Origin of the sequence: Erwinia sp. S38 (assembly GCF_016624545.1) — a bacterium.
Classification (GTDB): domain Bacteria; phylum Pseudomonadota; class Gammaproteobacteria; order Enterobacterales; family Enterobacteriaceae; genus Erwinia; species Erwinia coffeiphila.
In genome coordinates this window covers 1-16,145 of record NZ_JACVTS010000007.1, presented here as the reverse complement: position 1 = coordinate 16,145, position 16,145 = coordinate 1, and the positions used below count along the sequence as shown (strand labels likewise).

General features: G+C 56.3%; 15 protein-coding genes. 10 read left to right on the top strand and 5 right to left on the bottom strand.

Annotation, left to right across the window (positions count from 1 at the left end; translation table 11 throughout):
- The first annotated feature begins 1 nt into the window (after window position 1).
- From cysT to IBT46_RS09845, 7 genes are all read left to right on the top strand, one after another.
- Window positions 2-832, top strand: a complete 831-nt coding sequence (gene cysT, locus IBT46_RS09875; RefSeq protein ID WP_200545539.1) for a sulfate/thiosulfate ABC transporter permease CysT — start codon at window positions 2-4, stop codon at window positions 830-832.
- Window positions 832-1,707 (top strand): sulfate/thiosulfate ABC transporter permease CysW, encoded by an 876-nt coding sequence (gene cysW, locus IBT46_RS09870; RefSeq protein ID WP_105593300.1) that lies wholly within the window; start codon window positions 832-834, stop codon window positions 1,705-1,707. The genes cysT and cysW overlap by 1 nt, the downstream gene beginning before the upstream one ends.
- The gene (cysA, locus tag IBT46_RS09865; RefSeq protein WP_105593301.1) at window positions 1,697-2,785 is read left to right on the top strand and encodes a sulfate/thiosulfate ABC transporter ATP-binding protein CysA; all 1,089 of its coding nucleotides are present in this window, start codon (window positions 1,697-1,699) and stop codon (window positions 2,783-2,785) included. The genes cysW and cysA overlap by 11 nt, the downstream gene beginning before the upstream one ends.
- 79 nt (window positions 2,786-2,864) lie before the next feature.
- Window positions 2,865-3,743, top strand: coding sequence for a cysteine synthase CysM (gene cysM / locus IBT46_RS09860; RefSeq protein WP_200545538.1), 879 nt, complete (start codon window positions 2,865-2,867; stop codon window positions 3,741-3,743).
- Window positions 3,744-3,909: 166 nt separating this feature from the next.
- The gene (locus IBT46_RS09855) at window positions 3,910-4,590 is read left to right on the top strand and encodes a response regulator transcription factor (RefSeq protein WP_200545537.1); all 681 of its coding nucleotides are present in this window, start codon (window positions 3,910-3,912) and stop codon (window positions 4,588-4,590) included.
- Window positions 4,587-5,936 carry an ATP-binding protein gene (locus tag IBT46_RS09850; protein ID WP_200545536.1) on the top strand — a complete coding sequence of 450 codons (1,350 nt, stop codon included), beginning with the start codon at window positions 4,587-4,589 and terminating at the stop codon, window positions 5,934-5,936. Before IBT46_RS09855 ends, IBT46_RS09850 begins: the two co-directional genes overlap by 4 nt.
- A 56-nt stretch (window positions 5,937-5,992) precedes the next feature.
- Window positions 5,993-6,691 carry a GntR family transcriptional regulator gene (locus tag IBT46_RS09845; protein ID WP_200545535.1) on the top strand — a complete coding sequence of 233 codons (699 nt, stop codon included), beginning with the start codon at window positions 5,993-5,995 and terminating at the stop codon, window positions 6,689-6,691.
- Between the two features lie 45 nt (window positions 6,692-6,736).
- Here the strand turns inward: IBT46_RS09845 and crr are convergent, their stop codons facing one another.
- The 5 genes from crr to cysZ all read right to left on the bottom strand — a co-directional run bounded on the left by crr (window position 6,737) and on the right by cysZ (window position 11,860).
- The gene (crr, locus tag IBT46_RS09840; RefSeq protein WP_105593306.1) at window positions 6,737-7,240 is read right to left on the bottom strand and encodes a PTS glucose transporter subunit IIA; all 504 of its coding nucleotides are present in this window, start codon (window positions 7,238-7,240) and stop codon (window positions 6,737-6,739) included.
- A gap of 44 nt (window positions 7,241-7,284) precedes the next feature.
- Window positions 7,285-9,012, bottom strand: coding sequence for a phosphoenolpyruvate-protein phosphotransferase PtsI (ptsI, locus tag IBT46_RS09835; RefSeq protein ID WP_200545534.1), 1,728 nt, complete (start codon window positions 9,010-9,012; stop codon window positions 7,285-7,287).
- Between the two features lie 269 nt (window positions 9,013-9,281).
- Window positions 9,282-9,539 carry a phosphocarrier protein Hpr gene (ptsH, locus tag IBT46_RS09830; RefSeq protein WP_048915267.1) on the bottom strand — a complete coding sequence of 86 codons (258 nt, stop codon included), beginning with the start codon at window positions 9,537-9,539 and terminating at the stop codon, window positions 9,282-9,284.
- 393 nt (window positions 9,540-9,932) lie between these two features.
- The gene (cysK, locus tag IBT46_RS09825; protein WP_105593309.1) at window positions 9,933-10,904 is read right to left on the bottom strand and encodes a cysteine synthase A; all 972 of its coding nucleotides are present in this window, start codon (window positions 10,902-10,904) and stop codon (window positions 9,933-9,935) included.
- 194 nt (window positions 10,905-11,098) lie between these two features.
- Window positions 11,099-11,860 (bottom strand): sulfate transporter CysZ, encoded by a 762-nt coding sequence (cysZ, locus tag IBT46_RS09820; protein WP_200545533.1) that lies wholly within the window; start codon window positions 11,858-11,860, stop codon window positions 11,099-11,101.
- A 221-nt stretch (window positions 11,861-12,081) separates the two neighbouring features.
- Between cysZ and zipA the strand changes: the two genes are divergently transcribed.
- The 3 genes from zipA to IBT46_RS09805 all read left to right on the top strand — a co-directional run bounded on the left by zipA (window position 12,082) and on the right by IBT46_RS09805 (window position 15,350).
- Window positions 12,082-13,053, top strand: coding sequence for a cell division protein ZipA (gene zipA / locus IBT46_RS09815; protein ID WP_200545532.1), 972 nt, complete (start codon window positions 12,082-12,084; stop codon window positions 13,051-13,053).
- A 67-nt stretch (window positions 13,054-13,120) separates the two neighbouring features.
- Window positions 13,121-15,133, top strand: a complete 2,013-nt coding sequence (gene ligA, locus IBT46_RS09810) for an NAD-dependent DNA ligase LigA (RefSeq protein ID WP_200545531.1) — start codon at window positions 13,121-13,123, stop codon at window positions 15,131-15,133.
- A 1-nt stretch (window position 15,134) separates the two neighbouring features.
- A complete protein-coding gene (locus IBT46_RS09805) occupies window positions 15,135-15,350 on the top strand; it encodes a DUF3820 family protein (protein ID WP_105593313.1) in 216 nt (71 codons plus the stop codon).
- Window positions 15,351-16,145: the final 795 nt, after the last annotated feature.

Here is a 16,145-nt window from a genome sequence, read left to right as displayed (position 1 = left end):
GATGTTTGCAACCAGTAAGCGCGTGCTGCCCGGATTTGGCATCAGCCTCGGCAGCAGCCTGTTTTTCACCTGTTTAATTCTGCTGCTGCCGATCAGCGCGCTGCTGATGCAGCTGTCGCAGATGACGCTGGCGCAGTATTGGGAAGTGGTCACCAATCCTCAGGTGGTGGCGGCCTATGAAGTAACGCTGCTTGCTGCGGGCGTGGCATCCCTTTTCAATGCCGTTTTCGGCATGCTGATGGCGTGGATCCTGACGCGCTATCGCTTTCCAGGGCGCGCCATTCTCGACGGCCTGATGGATTTACCCTTTGCGCTGCCAACGGCGGTAGCGGGCCTGACGCTGGCCGGTCTGTTCTCGGTAAACGGCTGGTACGGCGAGTGGCTGGGGCAGTTTGGTATTAAAGTCTCCTACACCTGGCTGGGCATCGCGGTGGCGATGGCCTTTACCAGCATCCCGTTTGTGGTGCGTACGGTGCAGCCGGTGCTGGAGGAGTTAGGCCCGGAATACGAGGAAGCGGCCGAAACGCTGGGCGCCACTCCGTGGCAGAGCTTCCGCCGCGTGGTGCTGCCGGAAGTGGCTCCGGCCCTGCTGGCAGGCACCGCGCTGTCGTTTACCCGCAGCCTCGGCGAGTTTGGCGCGGTGATTTTTATCGCCGGTAACATCGCGTGGAAAACCGAAGTCACCTCGCTGATGATTTTCGTGCGCCTGCAGGAATTTGATTATCCGGCGGCCAGCGCCATCGCCTCGGTGATCCTTGCCGCGTCGCTGCTGCTGCTGTTTGCAATTAACACCTTACAAAGCCGCTTTGGCCGTCGTCTGGGAGGCCACTAATGGCGGATGTAAGCGAATTTAAAGGCGTGGGCCGCGCACGTTTTCAGTGGGGTAAGTGGATTCTGATTGGGCTGGGTATGCTGATCTCCCTGCTGTTGCTGGTGGTGCCGCTGATTGCCATCTTTACCGAAGCGCTGTCCAGCGGGCTGATGGCCACGTTCAGCAACCTGCAGGATGGCGACATGCTGCACTCCATCTGGCTGACGGTGCTGATTGCGCTGATCGTCGTGCCGGTGAACCTGGTGTTCGGTACGCTGCTGGCCTGGCTGGTCACGCGTTTTAACTTCCCGGGCCGCCAGCTGCTGCTGACGCTGTTTGATATTCCGTTTGCCGTTTCGCCAGTGGTTGCCGGTCTGATGTATCTGCTGTTCTGGGGCGTAAATGGCCCGGTGGGCGGCTGGCTGGATGCGCACAGCATCCAGCTGATGTTCTCCTGGCAGGGGATGGCGATGGTGACCATCTTTGTTACCTGTCCGTTCGTGGTTCGCGAGCTGGTGCCGGTGATGCTGAGCCAGGGCAGCCATGAAGATGAAGCAGCAGTGCTGCTGGGTGCGTCCGGCTGGAAAATGTTCTGGCGCGTGACGCTGCCAAATATCCGCTGGGCGCTGCTGTACGGCGTGGTGCTGACCAACGCCCGCGCGATCGGTGAATTTGGTGCCGTGTCGGTCGTCTCGGGCTCTGTGCGCGGCGAAACCTACACGCTGCCGCTACAAGTTGAATTACTGCATCAGGATTACAACACCGTGGGGGCGTTTACCGCCGCCGGATTGCTGACCCTGATGGCGATAGTCACACTGTTTCTGAAAGGTGCGCTGCAGTGGCGCTTAGAAAGCCAGCAGCACCGCCTGCAACAGGAGGGGAATAATGAGCATTGAAATTGGTAACATCAATAAATCCTTCGGTAAGACGAAAGTCCTGAACGATATTTCCCTGGATATCCCTTCCGGGCAGATGGTTGCGCTGTTAGGGCCTTCAGGCTCGGGAAAAACCACCCTGCTGCGGATTATCGCCGGGCTGGAGAATCAGAACAGTGGTCGCCTGAGCTTCCACGGTAAAGACGTTAGCCGCGTTCACGCGCGCGACCGTCAGGTGGGCTTTGTATTCCAGCACTATGCCCTGTTCCGTCATATGACGGTGTTTGACAACATCGCCTTCGGCCTGACCGTGCTGCCGCGCCGCGAACGTCCATCAGCGGCAGAAATTAAGCAAAAAGTGACACGTCTGCTGGAGATGGTGCAGCTTTCCCATCTGGCAGGGCGTTTCCCGGCCCAGCTTTCCGGCGGTCAGAAACAGCGCGTGGCGCTGGCACGCGCGCTGGCGGTAGAGCCGCAAATTCTGCTGCTGGATGAGCCGTTCGGTGCGCTGGATGCCCAGGTGCGTAAAGAACTGCGCCGCTGGCTGCGTCAGCTGCATGAAGAGCTGAAGTTTACCAGCGTCTTTGTGACACACGACCAGGAAGAAGCGATGGAAGTTGCCGATCGCGTGGTGGTGATGAGCCAGGGCAATATCGAACAGGTCGGCACCCCGGACGAAGTGTGGCGCGATCCGGCCACCCGCTTTGTGCTGGAGTTCCTTGGTGAAGTGAATCGCTTTGACGGCGAAGTTCACGGTTCGCAGTTCCACGTTGGCGCGCATCAGTGGCCGCTGGGCTATGCGTCGGCGCACCAGGGGAAAGTCGAACTGTTCCTGCGCCCGTGGGAAATCGATGTCAGCCGCCAGAGCAGCCTGCAAACCCCGCTGCCGGTGCAGATTCTGGAAGTCAGCCCGCGCGGCCACTACTGGCAGCTGGTGGTTCAGCCTGCAGGCTGGAGCAGCGAGCCGGTAACCGTGGTGCTGGAAGGCGAGCAGTCAACGCCGATCCGTGGCGAGCGTCTGTTCGTCGGGCTGCAGCAGGCGCGTCTGTATAATGGCGATACGCCGCTGCGACCCGTTGCCTTTGCGCAAAGCGCCTGATATTTTTCTAAGCTGACTCTTTTTAGCAACAGGGGCTGGATTTTTCCGGCCCCTGTCATTTCATGCCTGGAACCGGACTTTGACCACTCTCGAACATACCATTGGTAATACTCCGCTGATCAAACTTCAGCGCCTTGGCCCGGATAACGGCAGCGAAATCTGGCTAAAACTGGAAGGGAATAACCCCGCCGGATCGGTGAAGGATCGGGCCGCGCTGTCGATGATCCAGCAGGCCGAACTGCGCGGTGAAATCCAGCCCGGCGACGTATTGATCGAAGCGACCAGCGGCAATACCGGCATTGCGCTAGCGATGATTGCAGCGATGAAAGGCTACGTTCTCAAGCTGCTGATGCCCGATAACATGAGCATCGAGCGGCAGGCGGCGATGCGCGCCTATGGCGCAGAGCTGATTCTGGTCAGCCGCGAACAGGGCATGGAGGGCGCGCGCGATCTGGCCAGCGAGATGGCGGCACGCGGCGAGGGCAAGGTGCTCGATCAGTTTAATAACGCCGACAACCCGCTGGGCCACTATCGCACCACAGGCCCGGAAATCTGGCAGCAGACCGCTGGCCGGGTCACGCATTTTGTCTCCAGCATGGGCACTACCGGTACCATTACCGGCGTCAGTCGTTTCCTGAAAGAGCAGAGCGAAACGGTGCAAATTATTGGCCTGCAGCCTTCCGAAGGCAGCAGTATTCCCGGTATCCGCCGCTGGCCGGAAGCCTATCTCCCCGGTATTTTCCGCCCGGAGCTGGTGGATGAAGTGATGGATATGTCGCAGCAGGAAGCGGAAGAGACAATGCGCCAGCTGGCAAAGCGTGAAGGCGTGTTCTGCGGCGTCAGCTCCGGCGGTGCGGTCGCCGGTGCGCTGCGTATTGCTCAGGCGAACCCCGGCAGCGTGGTGGTGGCAATCATCTGCGATCGCGGCGACCGTTATCTCTCCACCGGCGTGTACTGATTCCGCTGCTTTTTTTGTCATCGCGTGGAATCTTTTGCCATCCTGGGGTTCAAAACCCGCCGTACGTTCGCTGTCGGATTTGCCATACTGTAAGGATTAGGTAAAACCGGCTGCGGATTATTTTCTGACAGGCGAAAATAGCGGCTGTATCACTAAGAGATCCCCAATGAAAATTTTACTCGTTGATGACGACCTTGAGCTGGGCACCATGCTCAGCCAGTATCTTATTGCCGAAGGTTTTGATGCCTCGCTGGTGCTGACCGGTAAAGCGGGCGTAACCGGCGCGCTGTCCGGCGAATACAGTGCGATGATCCTCGATATTATGCTGCCGGATATGAGCGGGATTGACGTGCTGCGCCAGGTGCGGCAGAACAGCCGCCTGCCGGTGATTATGCTGACGGCGAAAGGGGACAACATCGATCGCGTGATCGGCCTGGAAATGGGTGCCGATGACTATATGCCAAAACCCTGCTACCCGCGCGAGCTGGTTGCACGCCTGCGTGCCGTGCTGCGCCGCGTTGAGGAACAGCCTGCGGCAGTGGAAAACAAAGACGTGATTAGCTGGGGTGAGCTGACGCTGAACCCGGCAACGCGCATCAGCGAATGGCAGAACAAACCGTTCGATCTCACCGCCTCAGAATTCAACCTGCTTGATTTACTGCTGCGCGCGCCCGATCGCGTGGTGTCAAAAGATGAACTGTCTGAAAAAGGTCTCGGCCGCCCGCGCGAAGCTTACGATCGCAGCGTGGACGTTCATATCAGCAATATCCGCCAGAAGCTGGCTGCACTGACTAACGATACGATTAATATCGAAACGGTTCGCAGCATCGGCTACCGCATCCGATGACCTCCCGGTTTCGCGGCTTCCTGTTCTGGAAGATTCTGCTGGGCTTCTGGCTGACCTACATTGCGATTACCCAGCTGATGTGGCTGGGCTTCAGCCTGTACGGCAATCACCGCGAGCCGCCGGAAAATCTGGCCGCCCGGCGCATCGTTAATCTGCAAATGACCTCGGCGGTATCGGTGCTGCAAAACGGCGGGCCGGAAGCGCTGCGGGATATGATGATCGACTGGCCCGATAGCGACCGGCGCTTTTTCTCGGTCCAGCAGGTTGATTCTCTGCCGCCGGGTGCGCCTGAGGATGAACTCAGCCGTGAAATGGCCTCCCGCGAGTTTCCGCAGCAGGTGGTGGAATGGGTGACCGGTGCCGACGGTAATTACTATCAGCTACGCTACGACGTGGCCGGTCTGCGCCGTGACAGCCAGATGAACCGCCATCCGCGCAGCATTCTCAATATGCCTGAACCGCTGTTTATCGTCGGCTGCTTCTGCGGCCTGCTGTTCAGCCTGTTCCTGGCCTGGAACCTGACGCGCCCGATGCGCCAGCTGCGTGAAGGGTTTGCCAGGGTATCGACCGGCGACTTGTCGGTGCGGCTGTTCCCTAAAATGCGCCGCCGCCACGATGAGCTGTCGGCGGTGGCCAGCGACTTTGATGCGATGGTGGAACGGCTGTCGGTGCTGGTTAGCGCCCGCGAGGAGCTGTTGCATGATGTTTCCCACGAGCTGCGATCGCCGCTGGCAAGGCTACAGCTGGCGACCGGACTGGCGCGACAGACCCCCGCCTCGGTTGAAAGCTCGCTGGATCGGATTGATGAAGAGGCCCGTCGACTGGATAAAATGATCGGCGAGCTGCTGTCTCTCTCCCGCGCCGAGCAGCAAAAAATTCCCGATGAGCAGTATTTCGATCTGCTTGGCCTGCTGGAAGCGGTAACCAATGATGCGCGTTATGAAGCGCAGGTCCCAGGTGTGGAAATCTTGCTGAATGCGGACACGCAGCAGGATTACACGGTCAAAGGGGATGCGAACCTGATCCGCTCCGCCATTGAAAACGTGGTGCGTAATGCGCTGCGCTTTTCCATTCAGGGCCAGCAGGTGACCATTACCCTGCGGCAGGAAGGGGCCTGGCTGACGATTATCGTTCGCGATCAGGGGCCGGGCGTTGAGGCCGATAAGCTTTCCAGTATTTTCGACCCGTTTGTGCGCGTCAGTTCGCCGCTTTCCGGTAAAGGGTATGGCCTCGGTCTGTCGATAGTACGTAAGGTCGTGCTGGCGCATCAGGGCGAAGTGAAAGCCATCAATGCTCGTGAAGGTGGCCTGGAGCTGACGCTTCGCCTGCCGCACTGGGTGGTGTAAACCCTGCGCCTGTTTCACGACGGTAACGAATGATATTTCAGATTTGAGGTTAAGGCATGAGCAGTTTGGCTAGCGGCAGGCAGCAGGAAGTTCAGCGCATCGTTGACGCATTATCGATTGCGATTGCGCAGCACCGGCTCAGGCCCGGCACGCGGCTGATTGAGGCACAGATCGTGGAGGTGCTCTCTGCCAACCGTAACCACGTTCAGGCGGCGCTACAGCGGCTGGCCCTGCAGCATATCGTGACTATCTCACCGAATCGCGGCGCAAAGGTGTCACAGCCCTGCGCCAGAGAAGCGCGTGAGGTATTTATTGCCAGGCGAGCGGTGGAAGATGCAATTGTCGCCGGGATTAGTGCGGAAAAATTGGCGCAATCGAGTGCAGAAGTTGAAGCTCATCAGCAGGCGGAGCAGCTGGCGCTGGCCAGTGGGGATCGTCGCAACATTATTCGCGAGCTGAGCGCATTTCACCTGCTGCTGGCAAAAATTAACGAAAACCAGGTGCTCAGTGAGATTCTGGCGAACCTGATGGTGCGCAGTTCACTGATCGTCGCGCTTTATCAGCGCAATGACACGCCGGCTTCTCAATGTGATGAACACTGCGCCGTGCTGGACGCGCTGAGGGTGGGGCAGAACGATGTTGCCCGTTCGATAATGCGCGACCATCTGGATCATCTGGAACAGCAGCTGGATTTAATGGATTCGCCTGCCGAGTCCCTGACGCTGCGCGATGCGCTGACCGGCAGCCAGCCATAAAAAAAGCCCCCTGATTGCTCAGGGGGCTTTCTGGTTTATCTGCTCTTACTTCTTGATGCGGATAACCGGAGTCTCACCGACGGTCACGCTGCCGGTCAGTTTAGTCAGCTCTTTGATCTCATCCATGTTTGAGATGACCACAGGCGTCAGCGTTGATTTCGCTTTCTCTTCCAGTAAAGGCAGATCGAATTCGATGACCACGTCACCTTTCTTCACTTTCTGACCTTCTTCAGCGATGCGCTTAAAGCCTTCGCCTTTCAGTTCTACCGTATCAATACCAAAGTGAACAAACAGCTCAATACCGCTGTCGGACTCGATGGAAAACGCATGATTGGTTTCGAAAATTTTACCGATGGTGCCATCAACGGGAGCAACCATTTTATTGCCAGAAGGTTTGATAGCGATACCGTCGCCAACAATTTTCTCTGCAAACACTACGTCCGGTACGTCTTCGATATTGACGATTTCACCAGACAGGGGGGCCACGATTTCAATCGCACCAGATGCAGAATCTGACTTATCGCCAAAAAGTTTTGAAAACAAACCCATGTTCTTCTCCTAAGCAGTAATATTGGGCCAGCCGTCTCCGGGCCTTAGCAGAGTGTCTTTTCTTCAATGAACTTGTTGACCAGGTTCATCAACTCGTCCGCTGTTGGTTGTGCCAGAGCCTGCTCTGCTAGCGCCTTCGCGTCTTCAAAATTCGTATTACGAATAATTTTCTTGATGCGTGGAATAGAAATAGAGCTCATGCTGAATTCATCCAGCCCCATTCCCAATAGCAGTAGTGTAGCACGTTCATCGCCTGCCAGCTCACCGCACATACCGGTCCACTTCCCTTCGGCGTGAGAAGCATCAATAACCTGCTTGATCAGCGTCAGAACGGACGGAGACATCGGATTGTAGAGATGGGAGATCAGATCGTTACCACGATCAACAGCCAGAGTATACTGCGTCAGGTCGTTTGTCCCAATACTAAAGAAATCAACTTCTTTTGCCAGATGGTGCGCAATCACCGCAGACGCCGGGGTTTCCACCATGATACCCACTTCAATGCTTTCATCGAAGGCTTTGCCTTCTTCACGCAGCTGGGCTTTCAGGGTTTCTAGTTCGGCCTTCAGGAAGCGCACTTCCTCAACGGAAATCACCATCGGGAACATGATGCGCAGTTTGCCAAACGCGGAAGCACGCAGGATGGCACGCAGCTGCGCATGCAGAATTTCGGTACGGTCCATGGCAATACGGATCGCGCGCCAGCCGAGGAACGGGTTGTCCTCTTTCGGCAGGTTCATATACGGCAGATCTTTGTCACCGCCGATATCCATAGTACGCACAATCACCGCCTGCGCGCCTACGGCTTCGGCTACGGCTTTGTACGCCTGGAACTGCTCGTCTTCAGACGGCAGCGACTCACGGTCCATAAACAGGAATTCGGTACGGTACAGGCCCACGCCTTCAGCACCGTTGCGCTCTGCACCGGCCACGTCACGCACGGTTCCGATGTTGGCGCAGACTTCAACCTGATGACCATCAAGGGTGATTGCCGGCAGGTCTTTCAGCTTAGCCAGTTCGTTCTTTTCAGACGTGTACTGATGGGCAACCGCCTTCAGTTCATCGATCACGTCGGCCGTTGGGTTAACGTAAACTTTGTTGTTTACGCCGTCCAGAATCACGTAGTCATCGTTCTGAATCTGGCTGGTCACATCACCGGTGCCGACGATGGCAGGCAGCTCCAGAGAACGCGCCATGATAGAGGTGTGCGAGGTACGGCCACCGATGTCGGTAATAAAGCCCAGCACCTTGTTCAGGTTCAGCTGTGCCGTTTCAGACGGGGTCAGATCCTTGGCAATCAGCAGCACTTCTTCGTTGATCGCGCTTAAATCGACAATATGCAGACCCAGGATATTCTGCAGCAGGCGTTTACCGATGTCGCGAACGTCAGCAGCACGTTCTTTCAGATATTCATCGTCAAGCTCTTCCAGGGCTTTAGCCTGGCCTTCAATGACGGAAAAGGCAGCAGCATCCGCAGTCGCGTGCTCGTCTTTAATCAGGGCGATGATTTCCTGCTCAAGTTCTTCATCTTCCAGCAACATAATGTGGCCTTCGAAGATCGCTTCTTTCTCTTCACCGAAGGTTTCCCCGGCTTTGATTTTGATCGCTTCCAGCTGCACGGCAGCTTTTTTACGACCATCAAGAAAACGCTGAACTTCCTGATCGCACTGATCGGCAGAAATCTTTTTCCGGTTGATGACAATTTCATCTTCTTTCAACAGAAGAGCTTTGCCGAAAGCGATACCCGGTGATGCTAAAATGCCTGAAATCATAACCCTACCTTTCCTGTCTCTGATAATCATCGAAGGCGATGAACCGCTGATGACTGCATCGGTTAATTCACTCAGCGAGCCTGGCGTTTTCTGCGGCCTGTCTTGTCAGCTTTTGGATATTTTATGAAAGCAATAACGCGGACATGCTGTCCGCGATCAAGATACCTACAGTTTATCCGTTTACTTTTATCCTGCCGCTGTGTGACAGGTAAGCACTACGGTTACTTTCAGCCAAAGCTTTACGCTGGATGATGGAAAAACGACCGTGATTACTCGAGCTCGGCCATCAGTTTAACCAGATGCTCAACCGCTTTCTGCTCGTCTTCGCCTTCAGCAGACAGAGTAACAACGGTACCCTGAGTCAGGCCCAGAGTCTGCAGCTTGAACAGGCTCTTAGCGCTGGCTGATTTGCCGTTAGAGGTTACGGTGATTTCAGAAGAGAATGCTTTCGCTTCTTTAACGAACTGAGCAGCAGGGCGGGTGTGAAGGCCGTTTGGTGCAGTGATGGTAACTTCTTGCTGGAACATTATATTTCCCCAACTTAATTTGGTTTGGTGTTGTAGGCCTAAAGTTCAGGCGAAAGCCGGAACCTTAGCCGGTATGAGTCGCGCTGGCTTGGTACAAAGACTCGCCAAAAAATGCGCTGATAAGGTGGAAGCCAGACGGAGAGAAAATCCGCGATTAAACTCTCGCTTTTCCACACTTCATTATGCCGCTATTTGCCGCAGTGCGCCAAACCAGTAAAACGATTCAGCACGATCCAGGTCACGCGGCTATTAATTTTACGGATCAAAATAATTGGCAGCTTAAATACCAGACACTGGAGGGTAAAAGCAATCTGCAGGATGGTAAAAGTTTGACGGACTCCACAAAAAAGCACCCAAATGGGTGCTTTTTTGAGCAAATCTGCGGATCGGCGATTACTGCTGCAGCTCTTTTTCAGTGAACAGATCGGCGAACAGTGCGGTAGAGAGATAGCGCTCGCCGGAGGACGGCAGAATCACCACAATGTTCTTGTTCGCGAAGGCTTCATCTTCCTGCAATTTCAGTGCTGCGGCGACCGCTGCGCCGGAAGAGATACCGGCCAGAATGCCTTCGTCTTCCATCAGGCGACGGGCGGTAGAAATCGCTTCTTCATTGGAGATTGCGACAACGCGGTCAACCAGGTTCAGGTCAAGGTTGCCCGGAATGAAACCGGCACCGATGCCCTGAATCTTGTGCGGGCCGGGCTTGATTTCGTCACCGGCCAGCGCCTGGGCGATTACCGGGGAGTCGGTTGGCTCAACCGCGACGGTAATCAGCTCTTTTTTGCCTTTGGTGTTTTTGATGTAGCGGCTGACGCCGGTCAGCGTACCGCCGGTACCCACGCCTGCGATAAACACATCGACTTCACCATCGGTGTCTTCCCAGATTTCCGGGCCGGTGGTTTTCTCGTGGATTTCCGGGTTGGCCGGGTTGCTGAACTGCTGCAGCAGCACAAACTTATCCGGGTTGCTGGCCACAATCTCTTCGGCTTTAGCAATCGCGCCTTTCATACCTTTGGCGCCTTCGGTCAGCACCAGGTTTGCACCCAGCGCTTTCAGCAGTTTGCGGCGTTCCACGCTCATGGTTTCCGGCATGGTCAGCGTCAGTTTGTAACCGCGAGCTGCGGCCACATAGGCCAGAGCAATACCGGTATTGCCGCTGGTTGGTTCAACCAGTTCAATGCCGGGTTTAAGAATCCCGCGTTTTTCTGCGTCCCAAATCATATTGGCACCGATACGGCATTTGACGCTGAAGCTTGGGTTGCGTGACTCAACTTTCGCCAGAATGCGTCCATTACCGATGCGGTTCAGTCGAACCAGCGGCGTATGACCGATTGTTAACGAGTTGTCTTCATAGATCTTACTCATAGCCTGTCCTTAACTGTATGAAATATTGGGAACGGTTTAGAGCATACCGTGTTCAATTTATCAAGGAAGTGAAGAAATCGTATATATATATGTTCTGTCGAAATAAGCCCTGTCGAAACGGCATATAGATAAATCTAAGGCTGCGCAGGGCGCATGGCTACCCTGTCGCAGCGAAAGATTCGGCCGGCTCTTGCTTAGCGGCTCAGCCCAAGCGTAGCGCGGTAGCGGTCTACCCACATGGCGGTGGCACCGCATACGGCCACCGGCATGATCGCCAGATTGAGGATGGGGATCAGGGTGAACAAACTGACCAGCGCGCCGAATTGTAAATTATCGGTCTTATTCTGACGCAGTGCCGCACGCATCCGAGTAAAACTGACTTTGTGGTTATCAAAAGGATAGTCGCAGTACTGAATAGAGAGCATCCATGCACTAAACAGGAACCACAGCACCGGGGCCACCGTCTGACCAAATCCGGGGATAAAGTAGAGCAGCAGCAGTACGATGGCGCGCGGTAAATAGTAGGCCAGCTTCTGCCACTCGCGTTTCATGATGCGTGGAAAATCTTTCACCAGAGCTGCCCAGCCGCTATCGGGCAGCGGTTGACCGGTGAGCCTGGCTTCCAGCTGCTCGGCCAGCAGGCCACAAAACGGTGCCGCAATCCAGTTCGCGATAGTGGAGAAAAAATAGCTAAAGACTAGAATAATGGAGAGAACGACCAGCGGCCAGAGCAGGTAGCTGAGCCACTGTAGCCAGCCGGGTACCATGGCCATCAGTTCGGGTATCCACTGGCCAAGACGGCCAAACAGCCAGATAAAGGCGCCGCCCATCAGAAGGATATTGACCAGTAGCGGCAGGATAACAAAGCGGCGAATGCCGGGCAGGCGGATCAGCTGCCAGCCCTGGGCAAAATAATGGACCCCGTTATGACCATTGTTGGAATTATTTAGTACCATGTAATGCTTTATCTCCTATTCACATGCTGGTTTCGGCTATCATAACCCAGCTGTTTGCGCTTTCCAGGGCAAGATTGCGCGAAATTACAGCAAAAAAGCGTCCTCGACTCGGGATATTTGTCAGAAAATACTGCACAGACTTGCACTTGTGTACTTGGGCAAATACAGTTAGAGGATAAAGTTTGCCGCGGTGGCAAGGTATTGGAACAACAGAGAATACAATGATGCAGGATTTGCGTCTGATATTAATCGTTGTTGGCGCGGTCGCAATTATAGCGCTTTTACTGCACGGCCTGTGGACCAGCCGTAAAGAGCGTTCATCAGTTTTTCGCGACCGTCCGCACAAGCGTTTAAAGCAGGACAGAGAAGAAGCTTTCGAGGATGACGAAGAAGGTATGGATGACGTGCGTGCCACGCGCAGCCCTCCTGAACCGTCGGACCCTTCCCTGGGTGGATTCAATGCCGGGGATGAACCGCCGCGTCAGCCTAAACCTCGCCCGGAGCCGGTTCGCCACCAGCCCCCGGTTATTGAGGAACAGCCTGAACAGGACCCGTTGTTCGGCGGTAATGCACAGCCTGAGCCTTATCACGATGAGGTTCCGCCGCGTCGCGCCGAGCCCGTGCTGAACGCGGAACCCGTTGCCCGTGCTGAAGAGCCGGTGGTAAAACCGGTCTCTACCCCTGTTGCCGAGCCGCAGCGGGATGAACCCGCACAGCCAGCTGTACAGCAGGCACCTGCTCATACCGAGGCTGCGCGTGCACCAGCACCGAAGGAAACTGTTCTGGTCCTGCACGTTTCGGCTCACGCCGGTGGCAGTATCAGCGGTGAAGCGCTGCTGCAGGGTGTGCTTCAGGCTGGCTTCCAGTTTGGCGAAATGAATATTTTCCATCGCCACCTGAACCCGGCGGGCAGCGGCCCGGTGTTGTTCAGCCTGGCGAACATGGTGAAGCCGGGTTCATTTAATCCGGATAACATGTCGGACTTTTCCACCCCTGGCGTCTCTATCTTTATGATGGTGCCGTCCTACGGTGATGCGAATCAGAACTTCAAGCTGATGCTGCAATCCGCGCAGCGCATCGCTGATGATGTGGGTGGCGTTGTACTGGACGATGAACGTCGTATGATGACGCCGCAGAAGCTGGAATCGTACAAAGGGCGCATCCGCGAAGTCGTCGAAGCCAACAGTCACTAAACGTTTTTCTAATCCCGCTTAACTAACCCCCGACTTCGGGGGTTTTTTATCTCTGATGGTGCCGCATATGCAATCCGTACAAGACAAACTTACCCATCTGAAAGCTCTGCTTCACCACCATGAATACCAGTATCACGTGCTGGATGCGCCGGAAATTCCGGATGCGGAATACGATCGTCTGATGCGTGAACTGCGCGAGCTGGAAACGGCTCACCCGGAGCTGATTACTCCCGATTCGCCAACCCAACGTGTGGGCGCCGCACCGCTGGCGGCGTTTGAGCAGGTCCGCCATGAAGTCCCGATGCTGTCCCTGGATAATGCCTTCGATGAAGAGAGCTATTTGGCCTTCAACAAGCGCGTGCAGGATCGCCTGAAAAGCAGCGATGACATCCTCTTTTGTTGCGAACTGAAGCTGGACGGTCTGGCGGTCAGCCTGCTGTATGAAGACGGTCTGCTGGTTCGCGCGGCAACCCGAGGTGATGGCACCACCGGTGAGAACATCACGTCCAACGTGCGCACTATCCATGCCATTCCCCTGCGTCTGAAGGGCGACAATATTCCGGCCAGAGTAGAAGTGCGTGGTGAAGTCTTTATGCCGCAGGCCGGTTTCGAAAAAATGAATGACGAAGCGCGTCGTACCGGCGGCAAAGTGTTTGCTAACCCGCGAAATGCGGCGGCAGGCTCGCTGCGCCAGCTGGACCCGCGCATCACCGCCAAACGCCCGCTGACCTTTTTCTGCTACGGCCTGGGGCTGCTGGAAGGCGGTGAGATGCCGCGTAGTCACATTGAGCGCCTCAAACAGTTTAAAGCCTGGGGACTGCCGGTCAGCGATCGCGTCCGCCTGTGCCACAGCGCCGACGAGGTGCTGGCCTTTTATCGTCAGGTTGAGGCCGATCGCCCGCAGCTGGGTTTTGATATCGACGGCGTGGTGATCAAGGTTGATTCACTGGATCTGCAAGAGCAGCTCGGTTTTGTCGCCCGCGCCCCGCGCTGGGCGGTAGCGTTTAAGTTCCCCGCGCAGGAGCAGATCACCACCGTACGTGACGTGGAGTTCCAGGTAGGACGCACCGGTGCGATCACCCCGGTTGCACGTCTGGAGCCGGTGCTGGTTGCCGGCGTGATGGTGAGTAATGCCACGCTGCACAACGCTGATGAAATCGATCGTCTGGGGTTAAAGATTGGCGATCGCGTGGTGATCCGCCGTGCCGGAGACGTTATCCCGCAGGTCGTTAGCGTGGTCGAATCCGCCGAAGACGCGCGAGAAATAGCATTCCCGACCCACTGTCCGGTCTGCGGATCGGACGTTGAGCGCGTAGAGGGCGAAGTGGTAGCCCGCTGTACCGGTGGCCTGATCTGCGGTGCACAGCGTAAAGGCGCGCTGAAGCATTTCGTCTCCCGTCGGGCGATGGACATCGACGGCATGGGCGAGAAGATTATCGATCAGCTGGTGGATAAAGAGTACGTACTCAACGCGGCCGATCTGTTCGATCTGACCGCCGGGAAACTGACCGGTCTGGATCGCATGGGGCCGAAATCGGCGCAGAACGTGGTCGATGCACTGGCGAAAGCGAAGCAAACCACCTTTGCCCGCTTCCTCTACTCGCTGGGGATCAGCGAAGTGGGAGAGGCGACCGCTGCTAACCTCGCCGCGCATTTCGGTACGCTGGAGGCGCTGATGGCGGCCGATATCGAGGCGCTGATTGCCGTACCGGACGTCGGTAAAGTGGTGGCCAGCCACGTGCGTAATTTTATGGATGAAGAAAGCAACCGCGAGGTTATCCGCCTGCTTGTTGAGAAAGCCGGCATTCACTGGCCGGAAGTGGTGGTGGTGAAGGCGGAAGAGATCGACAGTCCGTTTGCCGGTAAAACCGTGGTGCTGACCGGTTCATTAAGCGTGCTGTCGCGCGATGAGGCTAAAGATCGCTTAACGGCGCTGGGCGCGAAGGTGAGCGGCAGCGTATCGAAGAAAACCGATCTGGTGATTGCCGGTGAGGCCGCAGGTTCCAAGCTGGCGAAGGCAACGGAGCTGGGCATTGCGGTGATCGATGAAGCGGAAATGATTCGTTTACTCGGTGAGTAATATGGAAAAGGAACAGCTGGTTGAGATTGCCAACATGGTGATGCCGTTTGGCAAGTACAAAGGGCGGGTGTTGATCGATCTGCCCGAGGAGTATTTGCTGTGGTTTGCCCGCAAGGATGAGTTTCCGCAGGGCAAGCTCGGCGATCTGATGCAGATTACGCTGGCGATCAAGATTGAGGGGCTGGAAGGGCTGGTTAAGCCGCTGAAGCGAGGATAATGGTTGGTGGGGAATGCCCGTTGCCTGCGTGTCCGGAGAGTTCGCTGGCTGGCTGTTTCCCCGTTCGGTCTGGTCCTCGCGCCGCTTTGCGGTGCCCTCACTTCGTGCGTCAGCCGGGCGGAGCGCCACAGACGGGCGATGCCTGTTGCCTGCGAGCTCGGAGAATGCGCTGACTGACCGTTCCCCCGTTCGGTCTGGTCCTCGCGCCGCTTTGCGGTGCCTTCACTTCGTGCGTTAGCCGGACGGAGCGCCACAGACGGGCCATCCTGGCCCGGCTTTGGCTTTCCCCCGCGTCCATGCGGGTGAATCCTGGCTTCCTTTCTGCGTTCAGCGCTGCGGATGACTCGATCGGGGAAACAGCCAGCCTGCTGACAAATATCGGTGTCGTCTGCTCAACGTCCTGTTTTGAGATGTATGATTCCGCACGGATAATTCATCAGTTCTGAATTGTTGAAGGTGAGCGCGATGATTGATGATTAGAGCGTGAGCCTGTGTTTTGACTGAATTCCTCTTTGCGACCACCTTTGCCGATTATCCGAACAAGAAACCTTTTGCCTGTTGAGCAACTTTCAGCTTACCTGCCTTTAAGAAACAGCGAGCAAAATGTATCAAGGGGAACAGCCTCTGCGGATGACGGGCAATCCGCAGCGCTGAGGTGCAGGCAGCGGGGCCGGAGATGGCAGCAGGGATGCTGACATCAGGCGTGGCGTGGGCAGGACGCCCGCTCCACGCCGGTCCGAAAGACCCGATGCCGAAACCGAAGGCACCGCAAAGCGGCGCGAGGACCGCCCGGCA

Bases quoted from the DNA above. Each gene is read 5' to 3' on its own strand.
- IBT46_RS09845 (WP_200545535.1), top strand. From the start codon at position 5,993: ATGAGCAGTTTGGCTAGCGGCAGGCAGCAGGAAGTTCAGCGCATCGTT.
- cysA (WP_105593301.1), top strand. From the start codon at position 1,697: ATGAGCATTGAAATTGGTAACATCAATAAATCCTTCGGTAAGACGAAA.
- crr (WP_105593306.1), bottom strand. From the start codon at position 7,240: ATGGGTTTGTTTTCAAAACTTTTTGGCGATAAGTCAGATTCTGCATCT.
- IBT46_RS09855 (WP_200545537.1), top strand. From the start codon at position 3,910: ATGAAAATTTTACTCGTTGATGACGACCTTGAGCTGGGCACCATGCTC.
- ligA (WP_200545531.1), top strand. From the start codon at position 13,121: ATGCAATCCGTACAAGACAAACTTACCCATCTGAAAGCTCTGCTTCAC.
- cysK (WP_105593309.1), bottom strand. From the start codon at position 10,904: ATGAGTAAGATCTATGAAGACAACTCGTTAACAATCGGTCATACGCCG.
- zipA (WP_200545532.1), top strand. From the start codon at position 12,082: ATGATGCAGGATTTGCGTCTGATATTAATCGTTGTTGGCGCGGTCGCA.
- ptsI (WP_200545534.1), bottom strand. From the start codon at position 9,012: ATGATTTCAGGCATTTTAGCATCACCGGGTATCGCTTTCGGCAAAGCT.
- IBT46_RS09850 (WP_200545536.1), top strand. From the start codon at position 4,587: ATGACCTCCCGGTTTCGCGGCTTCCTGTTCTGGAAGATTCTGCTGGGC.
- ptsH (WP_048915267.1), bottom strand. From the start codon at position 9,539: ATGTTCCAGCAAGAAGTTACCATCACTGCACCAAACGGCCTTCACACC.
- cysT (WP_200545539.1), top strand. From the start codon at position 2: ATGTTTGCAACCAGTAAGCGCGTGCTGCCCGGATTTGGCATCAGCCTC.
- cysW (WP_105593300.1), top strand. From the start codon at position 832: ATGGCGGATGTAAGCGAATTTAAAGGCGTGGGCCGCGCACGTTTTCAG.
- IBT46_RS09805 (WP_105593313.1), top strand. From the start codon at position 15,135: ATGGAAAAGGAACAGCTGGTTGAGATTGCCAACATGGTGATGCCGTTT.
- cysZ (WP_200545533.1), bottom strand. From the start codon at position 11,860: ATGGTACTAAATAATTCCAACAATGGTCATAACGGGGTCCATTATTTT.